The sequence below is a fragment of the Massilia sp. HP4 genome, assembly GCF_005222695.1.
Classification (GTDB): domain Bacteria; phylum Pseudomonadota; class Gammaproteobacteria; order Burkholderiales; family Burkholderiaceae_D; genus Telluria.
This window is the reverse complement of record NZ_STGG01000048.1, coordinates 214,826-229,181: the sequence shown is the minus strand read 5'-3', so window position 1 is coordinate 229,181 and position 14,356 is coordinate 214,826. Positions and strand designations below refer to the sequence as shown.

Below are 14,356 nucleotides of genomic sequence, written 5' to 3'. Positions count from 1 at the left end.
TTGGTGTATCCTACACCCCATTGCAACAACGGCTTCCCGCCAACTATGCCCGAGTATCCCAGTGACGTCCGCCAGGACGCCAAACCCCACAGGTCGCTGCTGGAACGGCTGACCGCCTTCATCTCCCCCGAGCCCGAAAATCGCGCAGAGCTCCTCGAAGTGCTGCACGATGCCCACGAACGCAACCTCCTCGATGCAGATGCGCTGTCGATGATCGAGGGCGTGTTCCAGGTGTCCGACCTGTCGGCGCGCGACATCATGGTTCCCCGCTCCCAGATGGACGTGATCGACATCACGAAACCGATCGAGGAATGGATGCCCAGTGTGCTCGAAACCGCCCACTCGCGTTTCCCCGCCATCGAAGGCGAGCGCGACAAGGTGGTCGGCATCCTGCTGGCCAAGGATTTATTGCGTTATTACGCTGAAGAATCTTTCGACGTGCGCACCAAATTGCGCCCGGCAGTCTTTATTCCCGAATCGAAACGCCTGAACGTGCTGCTGCGCGATTTCCGCGCCAACCACAACCACATGGCGATCGTGGTCGACGAGTATTCCGGCGTGGCCGGCCTGATCACCATCGAGGACGTGCTCGAGCAGATCGTCGGCGACATCGAAGACGAGTACGACTTCGATGAAGAAGAAGACAATATCATCTCGATCCGCGAAGGCCAGCACGGCCCGCGCTGGCGCGTCAAGGCGCTGACCGAGATCGAGCAGTTCAACGAAGAACTCGGCACTGAATTGCCGGACGACGAAGTCGACACCATCGGCGGCCTGATCGCGAGCCACCTGGGCCATATGCCGCACAAGGGCGAAGTGGTCGACCTGCACGGCCTGCGCTTCGAAATCCTGCGCGCCGACGCGCGCCAGATCCACGTCGTGCTTGTCGAGCAACTGCCATCGACTGAAGACGCCCGCGATTGATGCTGCGCCGCCGGACCAACGCCACCACGGCGCCCGCATCGGCTGATAGCGCGGCGCTGCGCGGCAGCAAGCCCTCGGCGCTGCTGCTGCTCGCCGCCGCACTGGCCGGCGGCTCCTCCATTCTCTCCTTCCAGCCCTATGGCTGGTGGCCGCTGCAATTCTTGCCGCTGGCCTGGCTGTTCTACCAGGTCGGGTTGAAGACGTCGGTCAAGCGTGCGACGCTGATCGGCTGGGCCTTCGGCTTCGGCTGGTCGGTCGCCGGCATGCACTGGCTGTCGATCCTCATGACCCGCTTCGCCCACCTGCCGGTGCTGCTGGCGGCGGTGGCGATCGTGCTGCTCGGCCTGTACATGGGCCTGTTCGCCGCCTTCGCCGCCGGGGCCGCGACCTGGCTGCGCAAGCGCTGGTCGCTGCCGGTGGCCGCCTTCCTGCTGCTGGTGTTGCCGACCACCTGGGGCGTGTCCGAATGGCTGCGCGGCTGGGTGTTCACCGGCTTCCCCTGGGCCTCGTCGGGCTACGCCCACGACCTGGCGCCGCTGGCAGGCTTCGCGCCGCTGGTCGGCGTGTACGGCATCGGCATCCTGGTCGGCGTCGGCGCCGGCTGCATCGCGATGCTCACCCAGCGCATGCGCTGGCCGGCGATTGGCTTGCTGGCGGCCTTGATGCTGGCCGGCGCCGGCCTGCGTACCGTCGAATGGACGCAGGAGACCGGCCAGCCGATCACGGTGCGTCTGCTGCAAGGCAATATCCCGCAAGACAGGAAATTCGATATGGAATTCCTGACCAGCATCGTGACGCGCTACCAGGCCCTGATCACGGCGGCGCCGGCCGACCTGATCGCCACGCCGGAAACCGCCCTGCCCGTGTTCCCGCACAACCTGCCGGCCGGCTACCTGGATGGCTTGCAGCGGTATGCCACGGCGACCGGCAGCACGCTGGCGATCGGCATGCCCCTGTTCGACAGCCCGGAAAAATACGGCAACAGCCTGATCGCGATGAGCCCCGAGCCCAAGCCCTACCGTTACGACAAGGCGCACCTGGTGCCGTTCGGCGAATTCATCCCGCCGGGCTTCCGCTGGTTCACCGACATGATGAATATCCCGCTCAACGACGCCACCCGCGGCGCCGCGCTGCAGGCGCCGTTCCAGGTCAAGGACCAATGGGTGCAGCCGAATATCTGCTATGAGGACGTGTTCGGCGAAGAGATCGCCCACCAGCTGCGCAATGCGCACAATCCGGCGACCCTGCTGCTGAACGTGTCGAACCTGTCGTGGTATGGGCAGTCGGTGGCGATTCCGCAGCATTTGCAGATCTCGCGCATGCGTACGCTGGAGACGGGCCGCCCGATGCTGCGCTCGACCAATGATGGCGCCACCGCCGTGATCGACCGTCGCGGCAATATCACGCAGGTGCTGCCGTTCTATACCGACGGCGTGCTCACAGCGACCGTGCGCGGCGCCACCGGCATGACGCCGTTCATCCGTCTTGGCAGCGCGGCCTTCCTGATGCTGGGCGGCGCGATGCTGCTCGGCGCATGGTTTGCCGGCCGGCGCTTTCGCCTTAACCACGCCAAATCGAATAGCTGAGTCAAATCACCTCCCAGTGGGGTGAAAAAATTCAGTAGAATTAGTCATTTGGCAAACATACCGCGTTCGCGGCCCCAGGGCCGCGTCCCATTCGAGATGCTCACATTCCAACAAATCATCCTTACCCTGCAGTCCTACTGGGACAAGCAGGGCTGCGCACTGCTCCAGCCCTACGACATGGAAGTCGGCGCTGGCACCTTCCACACCGGCACCTTCCTGCGTGCGATCGGCCCGGAGCCGTGGCGCGCCGCCTATGTGCAGCCGTCGCGCCGCCCGAAGGATGGCCGATATGGCGAGAATCCGAACCGCCTGCAGCATTACTACCAGTACCAGGTGGCCCTGAAGCCGGCGCCCGAGAACATCCTCGACCTCTACCTCGGCTCCCTCGAGGCGCTGGGCCTGGACCTGAAAAAGAATGACGTGCGCTTCGTCGAAGACGATTGGGAAAGCCCGACCCTGGGCGCCTGGGGCCTCGGTTGGGAAGTCTGGCTGAACGGCATGGAAGTCACCCAGTTCACCTATTTCCAGCAAGTCGGCGGCCTCGATTGCAAGCCGGTGCTGGGCGAGATCACCTATGGCATCGAGCGCCTGGCGATGTACCTGCAGGGCGTCGAGAACGTGTACGACCTGGTGTGGACCGAGTGGGAAGAAAACGGCGAGCGCAAGTCGCTCAGCTACGGCGACGTCTTCCACCAGAACGAGGTCGAGCAGTCGACCTACAACTTCGAGCATTCGAACACCGAGATCCTGTTCCAGGCTTTCAATAACCACGAATCCGAAGCCAAGCGCCTGGTCGAGCTGCAACTGACCCTGCCGGCCTACGAGCAGATCATGAAGGCCTCGCACAGCTTCAACCTGCTGGACGCGCGCGGCGCGATCTCGGTGACCGAGCGCGCCGCCTATATCGGCCGCGTGCGCACCTTGTCGCGCCTGGTGGCGCAAGCCTATTACGATTCGCGCGAGAAGCTCGGCTTCCCCATGGCGCCCAAGGCCGAACAAGCCGCAGCCTGAAAAGAACAGAACAGACCATGAACCAAACACTCCTCGTCGAACTGCAGACCGAAGAACTGCCGCCGAAGGCGCTCGTCAAGCTGGGTGCGGCCTTTGCCGCCGGCATCTCGGGCGGCCTGAAGGCCCGCGATTTCCTGGAAGCCGCTAGCAGCGTCACCACCCACGCCACCCCGCGCCGCCTGGCCGTCACGATCACCAATGTGCGCGACACTTCGCCCGATAAATCGATCCGCGAGAAGGTGCTGCCGGTGTCGGTGGCGCTGGACAAGGAAGGCAATCCGAGCGCGCCGCTGGCCAAGAAACTGGCCGCGCTGGGCTTCCCCGACCTCTCCATCGACCAGCTCGAGCGCGCCCAGGACGGCAAGGCCGAGAGCTTCTTCTACACCTACACGGCTGCCGGCAGCCTTCTTTCTGGCGCCCTGCAAGATGTTCTGGCCGAGACGGTGGCCAAGCTGCCGATCCCGAAAGTCATGAGCTACCAGCGCCCGAGCGGCGACACCGTGCAGTTCGTGCGCCCGGTGCACCTCCTGACCGCCCTGCACGGCGACCAGGTGCTGCCGCTGTCCCTGCTGGGCCTTGCCGCCGGCCGCACCACCATGGGTCACCGCTTCCTGTCGCACGGCGGCCCGATCACGGTCGACCATGCGGACAACTACGCACAAGTGCTGGAAACCGAAGGCAAGGTGCTGTCGTCGGCCGAAGCCCGCAAGGAAAGCATCCGCACCCAGCTGCTGGCCAAAGCCGGCGCCGACCAGGTCCTGATGCCCGAATCGCTGCTGGAAGAAGTGGCGGCCCTGGTCGAATGGCCGGTGGTCTATGAATGCCGCTTCGAGGAAGAATTCCTGGCCGTGCCGCAGGAATGCCTGATCCTCACCATGCAAACGAACCAGAAATACTTCGCGCTGACCGATAGCGAAGGCAAGCTGCGTTCGCGCTTCCTGATCGTGTCGAACATCGCGACCGACGACCCCACCGCCATCGTCGGCGGCAACGAGCGCGTGGTGCGTCCGCGCCTGTCGGACGCCAAGTTCTTCTTCGAGCAGGATAAAAAGAAGACGCTGGAGTCCCGCCTGCCGCAACTGGCCAGCGTCGTGTACCACAACAAGCTCGGTTCGCAGGCCGAACGCAGCGAGCGCGTGACCAAGCTGGCGACCTATATCGCCACCCGCCTGGGCTTCGATGCGGCGCTGGCCGAGCGCGGCGCGCGCCTGTCCAAGGCCGACCTCCTGACCGACATGGTCGGCGAGTTCCCCGAGCTGCAGGGCATCATGGGCACGTATTACGCGCGCCATGACGGCGAGCACGACGAGATCGCGCGTGCGGCCTCGGAACACTACCAGCCGCGCTTCGCCGGCGACGCCCTGCCAGCGACCAACACGGGCCTCGCGGTCGCGCTGGCCGACAAGCTGGAAACCCTGGTCGGCATCTGGGCCATCGGCCTGCAGCCGACCGGCGAGAAGGATCCGTTCGCGCTGCGCCGCCATGCGCTGGGCATCATGCGCATGCTGGTCGAGAAGCGCCTGCCGCTGTCGCTCGCCGACCTGCTGGCCGATGTCATCACCACCTTTGCCGACGAGCCGGACCGCTTTGGAACACTGCGCGACCCGCGCGCCGAAGTCACCGCCTTCATGCTGGACCGCCTGCGCGGCATGCTGCGCGAGCGCGGCTTCTCGCCGAACGAGGTCGAGGCGGTGCTGGCCCAGAACCCGGACCGCGTCGACGACGTGGTGCAGCGCCTGGAAGCCGTGCAGGCCTTCGCGGCCATGCCCGAAGCCGCCTCGCTGGCCGCCGCCAACAAGCGCATCACCAACATCCTCAAGAAGAACGAGGAAGCGATGCCGAAGGACGCCGCGGTCAACCCTGCCCTGCTGCAGGACGAGGCCGAGAAACAGCTCGCAGCCGCGGTCACCCGCGTGCAGCCGGAAGTCGATGCGGCGTTTGCCGCCGGCGACTTCAGCGGCACGCTCAAGACCCTGGCCCAGCTGCGCGACCAGGTCGACGCCTTCTTCAACGATGTGATGGTGATGGCCGACGACATCAAGCTGCGCAACAACCGCCTGGCCCTGCTGGCGGTCCTGCACGGCATGATGAACCGCGTGGCCGACATCTCGAAGCTGGCGGCCTGACATGGGCCACGAGCGAGCCAAGGAAGAACGGGCGATGAAGCTCATCATCCTCGACCGGGATGGCGTGATCAACCACGATTCGCCCGACTTCATCAAGTCGCCGGCCGAGTGGATCGCCATCCCCGGCTCGCTCGAGGCGATCGCGCGCCTGAACCAGGCCGGTTACCGGGTCGTGGTCGCGACCAACCAGTCGGGCATCGCGCGCGGGCTGTTCGACATCACCACCCTGAACGCGATCCACGCCAAGCTGCATGCCAGCGCCCAGCTGGTGGGCGCCGACATCGACGCCATCTTCTTTTGCCCGCATGCGGCGATCGACGGCTGCGATTGCCGCAAGCCCAAGTCGGGCATGTTCGAAGAGATCGGCAAGCGCTTCAAGGTCAACCTCAAGGGCGTGCCGACCGTGGGCGACTCGCTGCGCGACCTGCAGGCAGGTTTCAATCGCGGCTGCACACCCTACCTGGTCCTGACCGGCAAGGGCGAGAAGACGCAAGCCACCGGCGGCCTGCCGCCCGGGACCCAGGTCTTCCCAGACCTGGCGGCGATGGTGAGCGCCTTCCTCAAGCCGTCGAGCCAGCCCTCTGGTGCAACCGGCGCGCAGCCTGCATAATCAATATAAAAAACAGTCCAGAACCAGATCGATTTGTCCGGAGCCCCTTTGCGTAACTTCAGTTTGTTCCTGCGTTCCCTGCTGTTCACGATCGTCATGATCGTTGCTACCGTTATCTGGGCCTGCCTCTGCTTCCTCGCCGCGCCGCTGTCGTACAACAAGCGCTTCTGGTTCACCTCGCGCTGGAACGTCTTCATCATCTGGTGTGCGCGCGTCATCTGCGGCATCCACTACGAGTTCAAGGGCTACGACAACCTGCCGGACGCGCCGGCCATCGTGCTGTCGAAGCACCAGTCGGCATGGGAGACGATTTTCCTGCTGCCCAATCTCACGCGCCCGCTGGTCTACGTCTTCAAGAAGGAAATCCTGTACATCCCCTTCTTCGGCTGGGCCATGGGCTTGCTGCGCATGATCCCGATCGACCGCAAGCAGGGCAAGAACGCCTTCAGCTCCGTAGTCCGCCACGGCAAGCGGCGCCTGGCCGATGGCCAGTGGATCATCATGTTCCCCGAAGGCACCCGCATCCCGGTCGGCCAGAAGGGCAAGTACAAGAGCGGCGGCACGCGCCTGGCTGTGGAAACCCAAGCGGTGGTGGTGCCGATCGCGCATAATTCGGGCGAGTGCTGGCCCAAGAATTCGTTCATCAAACGGCCCGGATTGATCACGGTCTCGATCGGCAAGCCGATCTCGCCCGAAGGCCATACTCCCGACAGCCTGATGCAAGAGGTAGAAAATTGGATAGAATCCGAAATGCGCGTCATTTCGCCCCACGCCTACAAAGGTGGTTGAGCGACGTCAGCGCCCAGATTCGTGAGTCGAGGCCACAGACCATGGCCTCGTCGAAGGTCGACGGGCATCAGCTGGAGTTGTTTGCGCAAGAATTCTTCGCGGCGTTGAGGCCTTCCGACAGGCCCGCGCCGCCCGCGCAGCCCTTGTTCAAGGCGCCGCCGGCGCCGCCCCGCATCAAGCTTCCCTCGCCGCCCGTCTGCCCGCAAGACCCTCCCCTGAAACGCATCATCCTCGGCCACCACACGATCGACTACGCCCTGCGCCGCTCCTCGCGCCGCTCGATCGGCTTCACGATCGACGACGACGGCCTGCGCGTGACGGCGCCGCGCCGCGTGACCCTGGAAGAAATCGACAACGCGCTGCGCGCCAAGCAGCGCTGGATCGTCGCCAAGCTGCTCGAACGGGGCGAACGGCGCGACCAGCGCCAGCAGCGCGCGCCAGTGGAATGGAAGGATGGCGCGCGCCTGCCCTGGCTGGGCGGCGACATCGTGCTGCGGCTCGAGGAAGCGGCGCGCAGCCACTGCCAGTTCGATGCGGCCAACAATGAGCTATGGATCGGCGTGGTGCCGGGGCTGTCGGAATGGCAGCTCAAGGAAAGGGTGAAGATCTGGTTCCAGGCCGAGGCCAAGCGCCTGTTCCGCGAGCGGTTGGACCATTTCGCGCCGCGGCTGGGTGTGAGCTACAGCAGCTTTACCCTGTCATCGGCCGGCTCGCGCTGGGGTTCGTGCACGGTGGGCGGCAGCATTCGCCTCAACTGGCGGCTGATCCACTATCCGCTGGCCTTGATCGACTACGTGGTGGCGCACGAACTGGCCCACCTGCGCGAGATGAACCACAGCCCGGCATTCTGGGCCACCGTGGGCGAGGTGTATCCCGATTACGACGGTGCACGCCTGGCGCTACGCAAGCGCTCGCACGAGATGCCGGTGTTGTTCGAGTAGGGTCGGCAGGTTCCCTGCCGACGCGTCCAACCCGCGCCAGCATTACCAACTCGATTCAGCGCAAAGCCAGCTCGTGCCGCACCGCCGCCAGCTCGCGCATGGCGTCCACCTGTCCTTCGGACAGGCAGCGGAACGGGATCGGCAAGGTGCCGCGCTTGAGCACCATCATGAAGCCGCGCGAATAGGTGCGCACGGCGGCCACGTCGTCCCAGCCGATCAGGGTCACGCCGCCGCTGGTGCGCACGATGCCGTGTTCGTCGATGGTGAATTCATAGGTGCGGCGCCCACGTCCGAGCAGGACGAAATTCAAGGCCGCGCCAAACGTGGATTTCAGGCGCAGGAACAGGCTGGCCGGCCAGCGCACGCGCCGGCGGCGGATCAGGAAGCCGCCGTGCTGCCACATGAAACTGGTGTACTCGCGCAGCGTATAGCGCACGAAAAAATGCAGCGCATCCAGCGGAAGCGCGCTGGATGCGCGTGGCGGCGCCGAGACCTCGGTTGGCGGTGCGGTGGTCATGATCGCCTCCAGCGCCTCTGCCGCCTGTTCTGGGACCAGTACCGCAGTTGGGAAAACCGCGGGCTTTCCACTACCGACCGATCTCGGGTGATTGAACGACAACATGGCGCATCCCCTTTTGTTTTGTACCGTGCAGATTGGAATGGTATCAAAACCTACCGGATATGCCGTTGCACGAGTTCAACAGTGCGCAGGGTCGCCCCGCGGTGGCGGTTGGCGAAAGCCAGCGCCTGTTCGCCCATCGCGATCCGCGCCGAATGGTCGCGCAGCAGGCCGGCGGCCGTCGTCACCAGGGCGTCGGCACTCGGCACGCGCAGCGCGGCGCCGTCGCCCACCGCCTCATTGGTGGCATCGAGGAAGTTGAAGGTATGTTCGCCCACCAGCACCGGTTTACCCAGCGCGCAGGCTTCGATCAGGTTCTGGCCGCCCAGCGGCAGCAGGCTGCCGCCGATATAGGCGCAGTCGCAAGCGGCGTAGTAGGCGAACATCTCGCCCATCGAGTCGCCCAGCAGCACGTCGGCGCCATCCACGCCATGATCGAGGTCGAGCTGCGAGCGGCGCGCCAGGGTCAAGCCGCGCGCCGATACCAGCGAGGCGACCTCGTCGAAACGCTGCGGATGGCGCGGCACGATCGCCAGCAGCGCGCCGGCCGGCTTGTCTTGCAGGCGCTGCCAGGCGTCGAGGATCAGCGCTTCTTCGCCCTCGCGCGTGCTGGCGCACAGGAATACCGGCCGTTCCGGGCCGCCGGAGCGGATGCGGCTGCGCAGCCAATCGCCTTTTTCAAGCGCCGCGGCGGGCGGCGTCACGTCGAACTTCACGCTGCCGGTGACGACCACGTTCGGCGCCCCGAGCGAGCCGATACGTTCGGCATCGCGCCCGGTCTGGGCCGCGACCAGCGTAAAGCCGCGCGCCGCCTCCAGCATCACGCTGCCCGCCTTGCGGCCCCGCTTCAGGGATTTTTCTGACAGGCGGGCATTGGCCAGCACGGTCGGCACGCCCTGCCGCTCGCAGGCGTGGATCAGGTTGGGCCAGACCTCGGTCTCCATCAGGATGCAGGCGCGCGGGCGGTGGCGGCGCAGGAAGCGCCGCATCATACTGCCCGTGTCGTACGGCAGATAGCTTTGCACCACGCGCTCGCCGTGGTGGGCGAACAGGGATTTGCCGGTCGCGCGCCCGGTCGGCGTCATATGGGTCAGCAGGATGCGGCAGTCTGGATAGGCCTTCAAGAGCGCGTCGATCACCGGTTCGGCGGCGCGCGTCTCGCCCACCGAGACGGCGTGCACCATGATCGTCGGGCGCTCCGCCGGCGCGGGGCCGCCGAGGGCCAGGCGCTCGCCCCAGTGCTCGCGGTAGCCCGGCTCCTTGCGTCCGCGCCACCACAGGCGACCCAGCACGACCGGCAGGGCCAGCCACCACAGGCCGGAATACAGCGTGCGATTCATTGGCCTTCCAGCAGGCGGCGCGCGGCCGCCACCACCTCGTCGACGGACGGCGGCGTGCCAAGTTCGCCCAGGTTGACGATGCGCTCGGACCAGTTGCCCTCGGTCTTCCACTTCGGCGAATCGCAATAGATCTCGATTGTCGGCCGCACGAAAGCGGCGGCGATGTGGGTCAGGCCCGTGTCGACGCCGACCGCGAGCCGCGCGTGCTGGGCCAGGGTCACGGCGTCCATCATCGACAGCCTGGGCAGCACGCGCGCGTTCGGGATGCCGGCGGCCAGCGTCTCGGCATCGAGGCGCTCGGCTTCCGAACCCCAGGGCAGCAGCACCGGCATCGGCGCCAGCGCATTGCCCAGCGCGATCCAGTTGGCATGGGCCCACTTCTTGGCCGCGCGCGCGGTGCCGTGGAAGAACACGGCATAGTCTTCGCGCGGCAAAAAGGCCGCACGCGCCGACGGGTCTGGCGCCGGCAGGCCGAAGTCGGGCGCCGTGTCGACTGGATAATCGAGCGCCGCACCGGCCACCAGCCGACCGCGCGCGACCGCGTGGGTGCGCGGGCTCAGCGGAATGCTGTCGGTGTGGAAGATGCGCGAGATGCCTTCATAGCCCGAGCCTTCGCTGCCATTGGCCAGGCCGACCTTCTTGCCACCCTTGCGCACACGCGCCGCGCCCATGATGATGCCGGTCTTGAGCAGGCCCTGGGTGTCGAACACGTAATCGTATTCTTCCTCGCGCAAGGTACGAAAGAAACCGCGGATCTCGGCCCGTGTCTCGGCCTTGCCGAGGCTCTTGCGCCAGCGGCGCAGGGCCCAGGGAATGATCTTGCGCACATGCGGATTCAGGCGCACCAGGCTGACGTAGCCTTCTTCCACCACCCAGTCGACCGTGGCGCCCGGATGGCGGCGCAACAGGTCGGCCACCATCGGCAGGTTGTGCAGGACGTCGCCCAGCGACGACACGCGAACCAGCAGGATCTTCAAGCGAACGTCCTTTAGAAAGGCAGCTCGGCGTCCGGCTTGGCGGCCAGGATGACGCTCTTGAATTCGCCCTGGATGCGCGCCAGCGCTTCCGGATTCTCGCCCTCGAAGCGCAGCACCACGACCGGCGTCGTGTTCGACGAACGCGCCAGGCCGAAGCCATCCGCGTACTCGACGCGCAGGCCGTCGATGTCGTTGATCTTTTCCGAGGTCGGGAAGGTTGCCTCGGCGCGCAGCTTGTCGATCAGGGCGAAGTTCTCGCCTTCTTGCAGGTGCAGGTGCAGTTCCGGGGTGCTGCTGGCGATCGGCAGGCCGTTGAGCAGCGCCGACGGGTTCTGGCCCTTGGTGAGGATCTCGAGCATGCGCGCGCCGGCGTACAGGCCGTCGTCGAAGCCGTACCAGCGGTCCTTGAAGAAGATATGGCCGCTCATTTCGCCGCCCAGCGGGGCGCCGGTTTCCTTCAGCTTGGCTTTCACCAGCGAGTGGCCGGTCTTCCACATCAGCGGACGGCCGCCGTTCTTCTCGATATACGGCGCCAGGTGGCGCGTGCACTTGACGTCGTACAGGATCTCGGCGCCGGGATTGCGCGACAGGACGTCGGCCGCGAACAGCATCATCTGGCGGTCCGGGAAGATGATCTGGCCATCCTTGGTGACGATGCCGAGGCGGTCGCCGTCGCCGTCGAAGGCCAGGCCGATCTCGGCGTCGGTCTGTTGCAGGGCGCGGATCAGATCCTGCAGGTTTTCAGGATGCGCCGGATCCGGGTGGTGGTTCGGGAAGGTACCGTCCACTTCGCAGAACAGCTCGACGACTTCGGCGCCCATGCGGGTAAACAGCTCGGGCGCGAAGGCGCCGGCGACGCCGTTGCCGCAGTCGACCGCGATCTTGATCGGGCGCGCCAGCTTGACGTCGCCCACGATGCGCTCGATGTAGGCAGCGCGGATGTCATGGGTGCCGTACTCGCCGCGCTGGTCGGCGATCTTGCCACTGTCGTCAGCAATGCGGGCGGCAATGCTGTCGTGCAAGGCAGTGATGGCGTCGCCATAGATCGCCTCGCCCGCCATGACCATCTTGAAGCCGTTGTAGTCGGGCGGGTTGTGGCTGCCGGTGACCATGATGCCCGAGCGCGTATCGAGCACATTGGTGCCGAAATACACCATCGGGGTGGCGACCATGCCCAGGTCGATCACGTCGACGCCGGCATCGCGCAAGCCTTCGGCGAGGGCGGCGGTCAGTTCCGGGCCCGACAGGCGGCCGTCGCGCCCGATCACGACCTTGCGCTCTCCCTTGGCCAGCGCGGCGGCGCCGAAGGCACGGCCGATGTGGCGTGCGATGCCCGCATCCAGCGTCCTGTCGATGATGCCGCGAATATCATAGGCCTTGAAGATCGTTTTCGAGAGAGCAACCATGTTCTTCCTTGGAATTCTTGAGCGGCATGCAGCGGGCCTGATCGACCGTGGTCATCGCCGGATGTTAGAGGAATGATAAAAATTTGCTTGCTATTGTACCGGCAAGCGGTGGCCCCGTGGGAGTGGAGCGCAGGTGGTGGGCGTTGCGAGAGCGGCCCGGGGATTGGCGGCAGGCTGCAGGCGCCGGCGCGGTGGAAGTGAGGTTCCACGATGCCCGGCGCCACGCCCTGGCTCAAGCCAGGGCAGGGAACGGCTTAGACGCGCAGGCCGTCGATCGACTTGCCGCCTTCGACCCATTCCTTGACCCACTTCGGCTGGCGACCGCGGCCGGTCCATTGCAGGTTGGAATCGTCTGGGTGGCGATAGCGCACGGCGACGGTGGCGCCTTTCGAACCGCGGCCGGTGGCGGCCATCAGGTCTTTCAGCGGCACGCCGACGCTTTGGGCGATGGCCAGGATTTGCTCACGTGCTTTTTGCACTTCCTGGACTTCACGCTTCTTCATCTCCTGCTTGATTTGCTCTTGCAGGTTGCGCAAATCGCCTACGGACATATTCGACAGATCCATCATCGTTCCTCGTTGTTTGAAAAATTAAATGCAGATTCAGCAATTACTGAATCTAGTGAATTCTCACTAAATGTCGCAATATAATACAACAATACACTGCGCCTAGTCTTTCTTGCTTAAAAAAAGCCAACGTGGGGACTTGAATCGAACAATACGTCCATACAACCAGAGGTAACTGATTATGAACAACAAACAGAAGAACATCAGGGCGCTCGTGTTTTTCCAGAACACCGTTGCCGGTATCACGGCCAGGAGTGAAAAGAGCCATAAATAAGGAGAGGTCCGTGCATTGCGCTTCATCAATGCGCGTGCTTCCCGGGGCCCTACCGTCCATTGCACGATCCGGCGGAATATCAAACTATGCAGGTGAATACCGTCGGGCATCGTCGGCGACTTACCGCGCACAAACATACGGCGATAAGCGGAGAATATCGTTTCGAAAGCCGGATAAATCAGCAGCAGTGCCGCATACCAGGTCGAGACGCCGGGATTGCGCATCACCAGCAGCAGCGCCAACTCGCCCAGCAGGAATCCGAGGAAATAGGCGCCGCCATCACCCAGGAAAATCAGGCCCACCGGGTAATTCCAGATCAGGAAGCCGGCCGTGGCGCCGGCCACGATCAGCGCCGCCACCAGTACGAACATATCGCCCACCTGCATCGCCACATAGGACAGCGACAACAGCATGAAAATGCTGATCACGCCGGCCAGGCCGTTGAAGCCGTCGATGATGTTGATGGCGTTGGCGATGCCGGCCACCGCCAGCATCGTCAGCGGCAGCACGATCCACACCGCCTCGATCGGCACCACGGCCCACGGCAGGTCGATGCGGCCGACGCGCGCATCGAGCAACCAGTAGCCGAGTGCCGCCGCAGCCATCGTCAACGACAGCCGGCGCAGCGGAGAAACCCGGCCGGTGTAATCTTCGGCGATGCCGCCCGACAGCGCGATGGCGGCGCAGGTAATCAGGGTGGCGAGCCACGCCATCATTTGCGGCTCGCGCAGGATCGATATCCCGGACGCCACCACCACCGCAAGAAAAATCGGAATGCCGCCGATACGCGCGACCACATGCGAATGGGCTTTCTGGACGCCGCCGAAATCGCCATCGAGCCCCAGCCCATGTTTTCGCGCGGTCTTGATTACCAGCAGCGTCAGCAATGCGCAGGAAAGGAAGCTCACAAAAAACGAGAACATTATTGTTTTCTTTCGATGCCTGTATGTGGAGCCTCGGGCAGCGGCGGCCGGCGAATGGAAGGACCACGACGCGCTATTCCAGGAGGAAAGCCGGATTCATTGTACCGGAATGGCAGGCCAATTCCGGGCGCACGTATTAAGCGCGCAAGCAGTGTTGGAAGTGAGCCAAGAATCGTCCGGTTTCACGTCCTGTTCCATGCGCTTTTCAGGCACGCGGCCACAGCGCGAATCGGCAAGCGCGGGGCAAGGCCGACGGCGGCGGGT

General features: G+C 64.8%; 13 protein-coding genes. 7 read left to right on the top strand and 6 right to left on the bottom strand.

The features are described 5' to 3' along the window. Nucleotides 1-45 precede the first annotated feature (45 nt). The 7 genes from E8M83_RS18785 to E8M83_RS18755 all read left to right on the top strand — a co-directional run bounded on the left by E8M83_RS18785 (nt 46) and on the right by E8M83_RS18755 (nt 7,987). Entirely contained in the window at nt 46-924 is an 879-nt protein-coding gene (locus tag E8M83_RS18785) for an HlyC/CorC family transporter (RefSeq protein WP_137174875.1), read from the top strand. Next, on the top strand, nt 924-2,510 hold the full coding sequence (gene lnt / locus E8M83_RS18780) for an apolipoprotein N-acyltransferase (protein WP_137174874.1): 1,587 nt from the start codon (nt 924-926) through the stop codon (nt 2,508-2,510). Before E8M83_RS18785 ends, lnt begins: the two co-directional genes overlap by 1 nt. Nucleotides 2,511-2,606: 96 nt before the next feature. Next, on the top strand, nt 2,607-3,521 hold the full coding sequence (gene glyQ, locus E8M83_RS18775) for a glycine--tRNA ligase subunit alpha (protein ID WP_137174873.1): 915 nt from the start codon (nt 2,607-2,609) through the stop codon (nt 3,519-3,521). A 17-nt stretch (nt 3,522-3,538) separates the two neighbouring features. Then, nucleotides 3,539-5,647 (top strand): glycine--tRNA ligase subunit beta, encoded by a 2,109-nt coding sequence (glyS, locus tag E8M83_RS18770; RefSeq protein WP_137174872.1) that lies wholly within the window; start codon nt 3,539-3,541, stop codon nt 5,645-5,647. Between the two features lie 34 nt (nt 5,648-5,681). Then, on the top strand, nt 5,682-6,257 hold the full coding sequence (gmhB, locus tag E8M83_RS18765; protein WP_137174871.1) for a D-glycero-beta-D-manno-heptose 1,7-bisphosphate 7-phosphatase: 576 nt from the start codon (nt 5,682-5,684) through the stop codon (nt 6,255-6,257). Between the two features lie 48 nt (nt 6,258-6,305). Beyond that, nucleotides 6,306-7,046, top strand: a complete 741-nt coding sequence (locus E8M83_RS18760) for a 1-acyl-sn-glycerol-3-phosphate acyltransferase (RefSeq protein WP_137174870.1) — start codon at nt 6,306-6,308, stop codon at nt 7,044-7,046. Nucleotides 7,047-7,087: 41 nt separating this feature from the next. Further along, a complete protein-coding gene (locus E8M83_RS18755; protein ID WP_137174869.1) occupies nt 7,088-7,987 on the top strand; it encodes a M48 family metallopeptidase in 900 nt (299 codons plus the stop codon). A gap of 55 nt (nt 7,988-8,042) precedes the next feature. On the opposite strand, the gene E8M83_RS18750 is transcribed toward E8M83_RS18755, so the two are convergent. From E8M83_RS18750 to E8M83_RS18725, 6 genes are all read right to left on the bottom strand, one after another. Then, nucleotides 8,043-8,504: a YcxB family protein gene (locus tag E8M83_RS18750; protein ID WP_229491642.1), complete on the bottom strand. Its 462-nt coding sequence runs from the start codon at nt 8,502-8,504 to the stop codon at nt 8,043-8,045. A gap of 155 nt (nt 8,505-8,659) precedes the next feature. Further along, nucleotides 8,660-9,946, bottom strand: a complete 1,287-nt coding sequence (gene waaA / locus E8M83_RS18745) for a lipid IV(A) 3-deoxy-D-manno-octulosonic acid transferase (RefSeq protein ID WP_137174867.1) — start codon at nt 9,944-9,946, stop codon at nt 8,660-8,662. Then, nucleotides 9,943-10,923, bottom strand: coding sequence for a lipopolysaccharide heptosyltransferase I (waaC, locus tag E8M83_RS18740; protein ID WP_137174866.1), 981 nt, complete (start codon nt 10,921-10,923; stop codon nt 9,943-9,945). The genes waaA and waaC overlap by 4 nt, the downstream gene beginning before the upstream one ends. Nucleotides 10,924-10,934: 11 nt before the next feature. Further along, nucleotides 10,935-12,329 (bottom strand): phosphomannomutase/phosphoglucomutase, encoded by a 1,395-nt coding sequence (locus E8M83_RS18735; RefSeq protein WP_137174865.1) that lies wholly within the window; start codon nt 12,327-12,329, stop codon nt 10,935-10,937. A gap of 254 nt (nt 12,330-12,583) precedes the next feature. After that, nucleotides 12,584-12,895 carry an H-NS family nucleoid-associated regulatory protein gene (locus tag E8M83_RS18730; RefSeq protein WP_137174941.1) on the bottom strand — a complete coding sequence of 104 codons (312 nt, stop codon included), beginning with the start codon at nt 12,893-12,895 and terminating at the stop codon, nt 12,584-12,586. 102 nt (nt 12,896-12,997) lie between these two features. Further along, the gene (locus E8M83_RS18725) at nt 12,998-14,092 is read right to left on the bottom strand and encodes a glycosyltransferase (protein ID WP_137174864.1); all 1,095 of its coding nucleotides are present in this window, start codon (nt 14,090-14,092) and stop codon (nt 12,998-13,000) included. Between the last annotated feature and the right edge of the window lie 264 nt (nt 14,093-14,356).

Bases quoted from the DNA above. Each gene is read 5' to 3' on its own strand.
- E8M83_RS18785 (WP_137174875.1), top strand. From the start codon at position 46: ATGCCCGAGTATCCCAGTGACGTCCGCCAGGACGCCAAACCCCACAGG.
- lnt (WP_137174874.1), top strand. From the start codon at position 924: ATGCTGCGCCGCCGGACCAACGCCACCACGGCGCCCGCATCGGCTGAT.
- glyQ (WP_137174873.1), top strand. From the start codon at position 2,607: ATGCTCACATTCCAACAAATCATCCTTACCCTGCAGTCCTACTGGGAC.
- glyS (WP_137174872.1), top strand. From the start codon at position 3,539: ATGAACCAAACACTCCTCGTCGAACTGCAGACCGAAGAACTGCCGCCG.
- gmhB (WP_137174871.1), top strand. From the start codon at position 5,682: ATGAAGCTCATCATCCTCGACCGGGATGGCGTGATCAACCACGATTCG.
- E8M83_RS18755 (WP_137174869.1), top strand. From the start codon at position 7,088: ATGGCCTCGTCGAAGGTCGACGGGCATCAGCTGGAGTTGTTTGCGCAA.
- E8M83_RS18750 (WP_229491642.1), bottom strand. From the start codon at position 8,504: ATGACCACCGCACCGCCAACCGAGGTCTCGGCGCCGCCACGCGCATCC.
- waaA (WP_137174867.1), bottom strand. From the start codon at position 9,946: ATGAATCGCACGCTGTATTCCGGCCTGTGGTGGCTGGCCCTGCCGGTC.
- E8M83_RS18735 (WP_137174865.1), bottom strand. From the start codon at position 12,329: ATGGTTGCTCTCTCGAAAACGATCTTCAAGGCCTATGATATTCGCGGC.
- E8M83_RS18730 (WP_137174941.1), bottom strand. From the start codon at position 12,895: ATGGATCTGTCGAATATGTCCGTAGGCGATTTGCGCAACCTGCAAGAG.
- E8M83_RS18725 (WP_137174864.1), bottom strand. From the start codon at position 14,092: ATGTTCTCGTTTTTTGTGAGCTTCCTTTCCTGCGCATTGCTGACGCTG.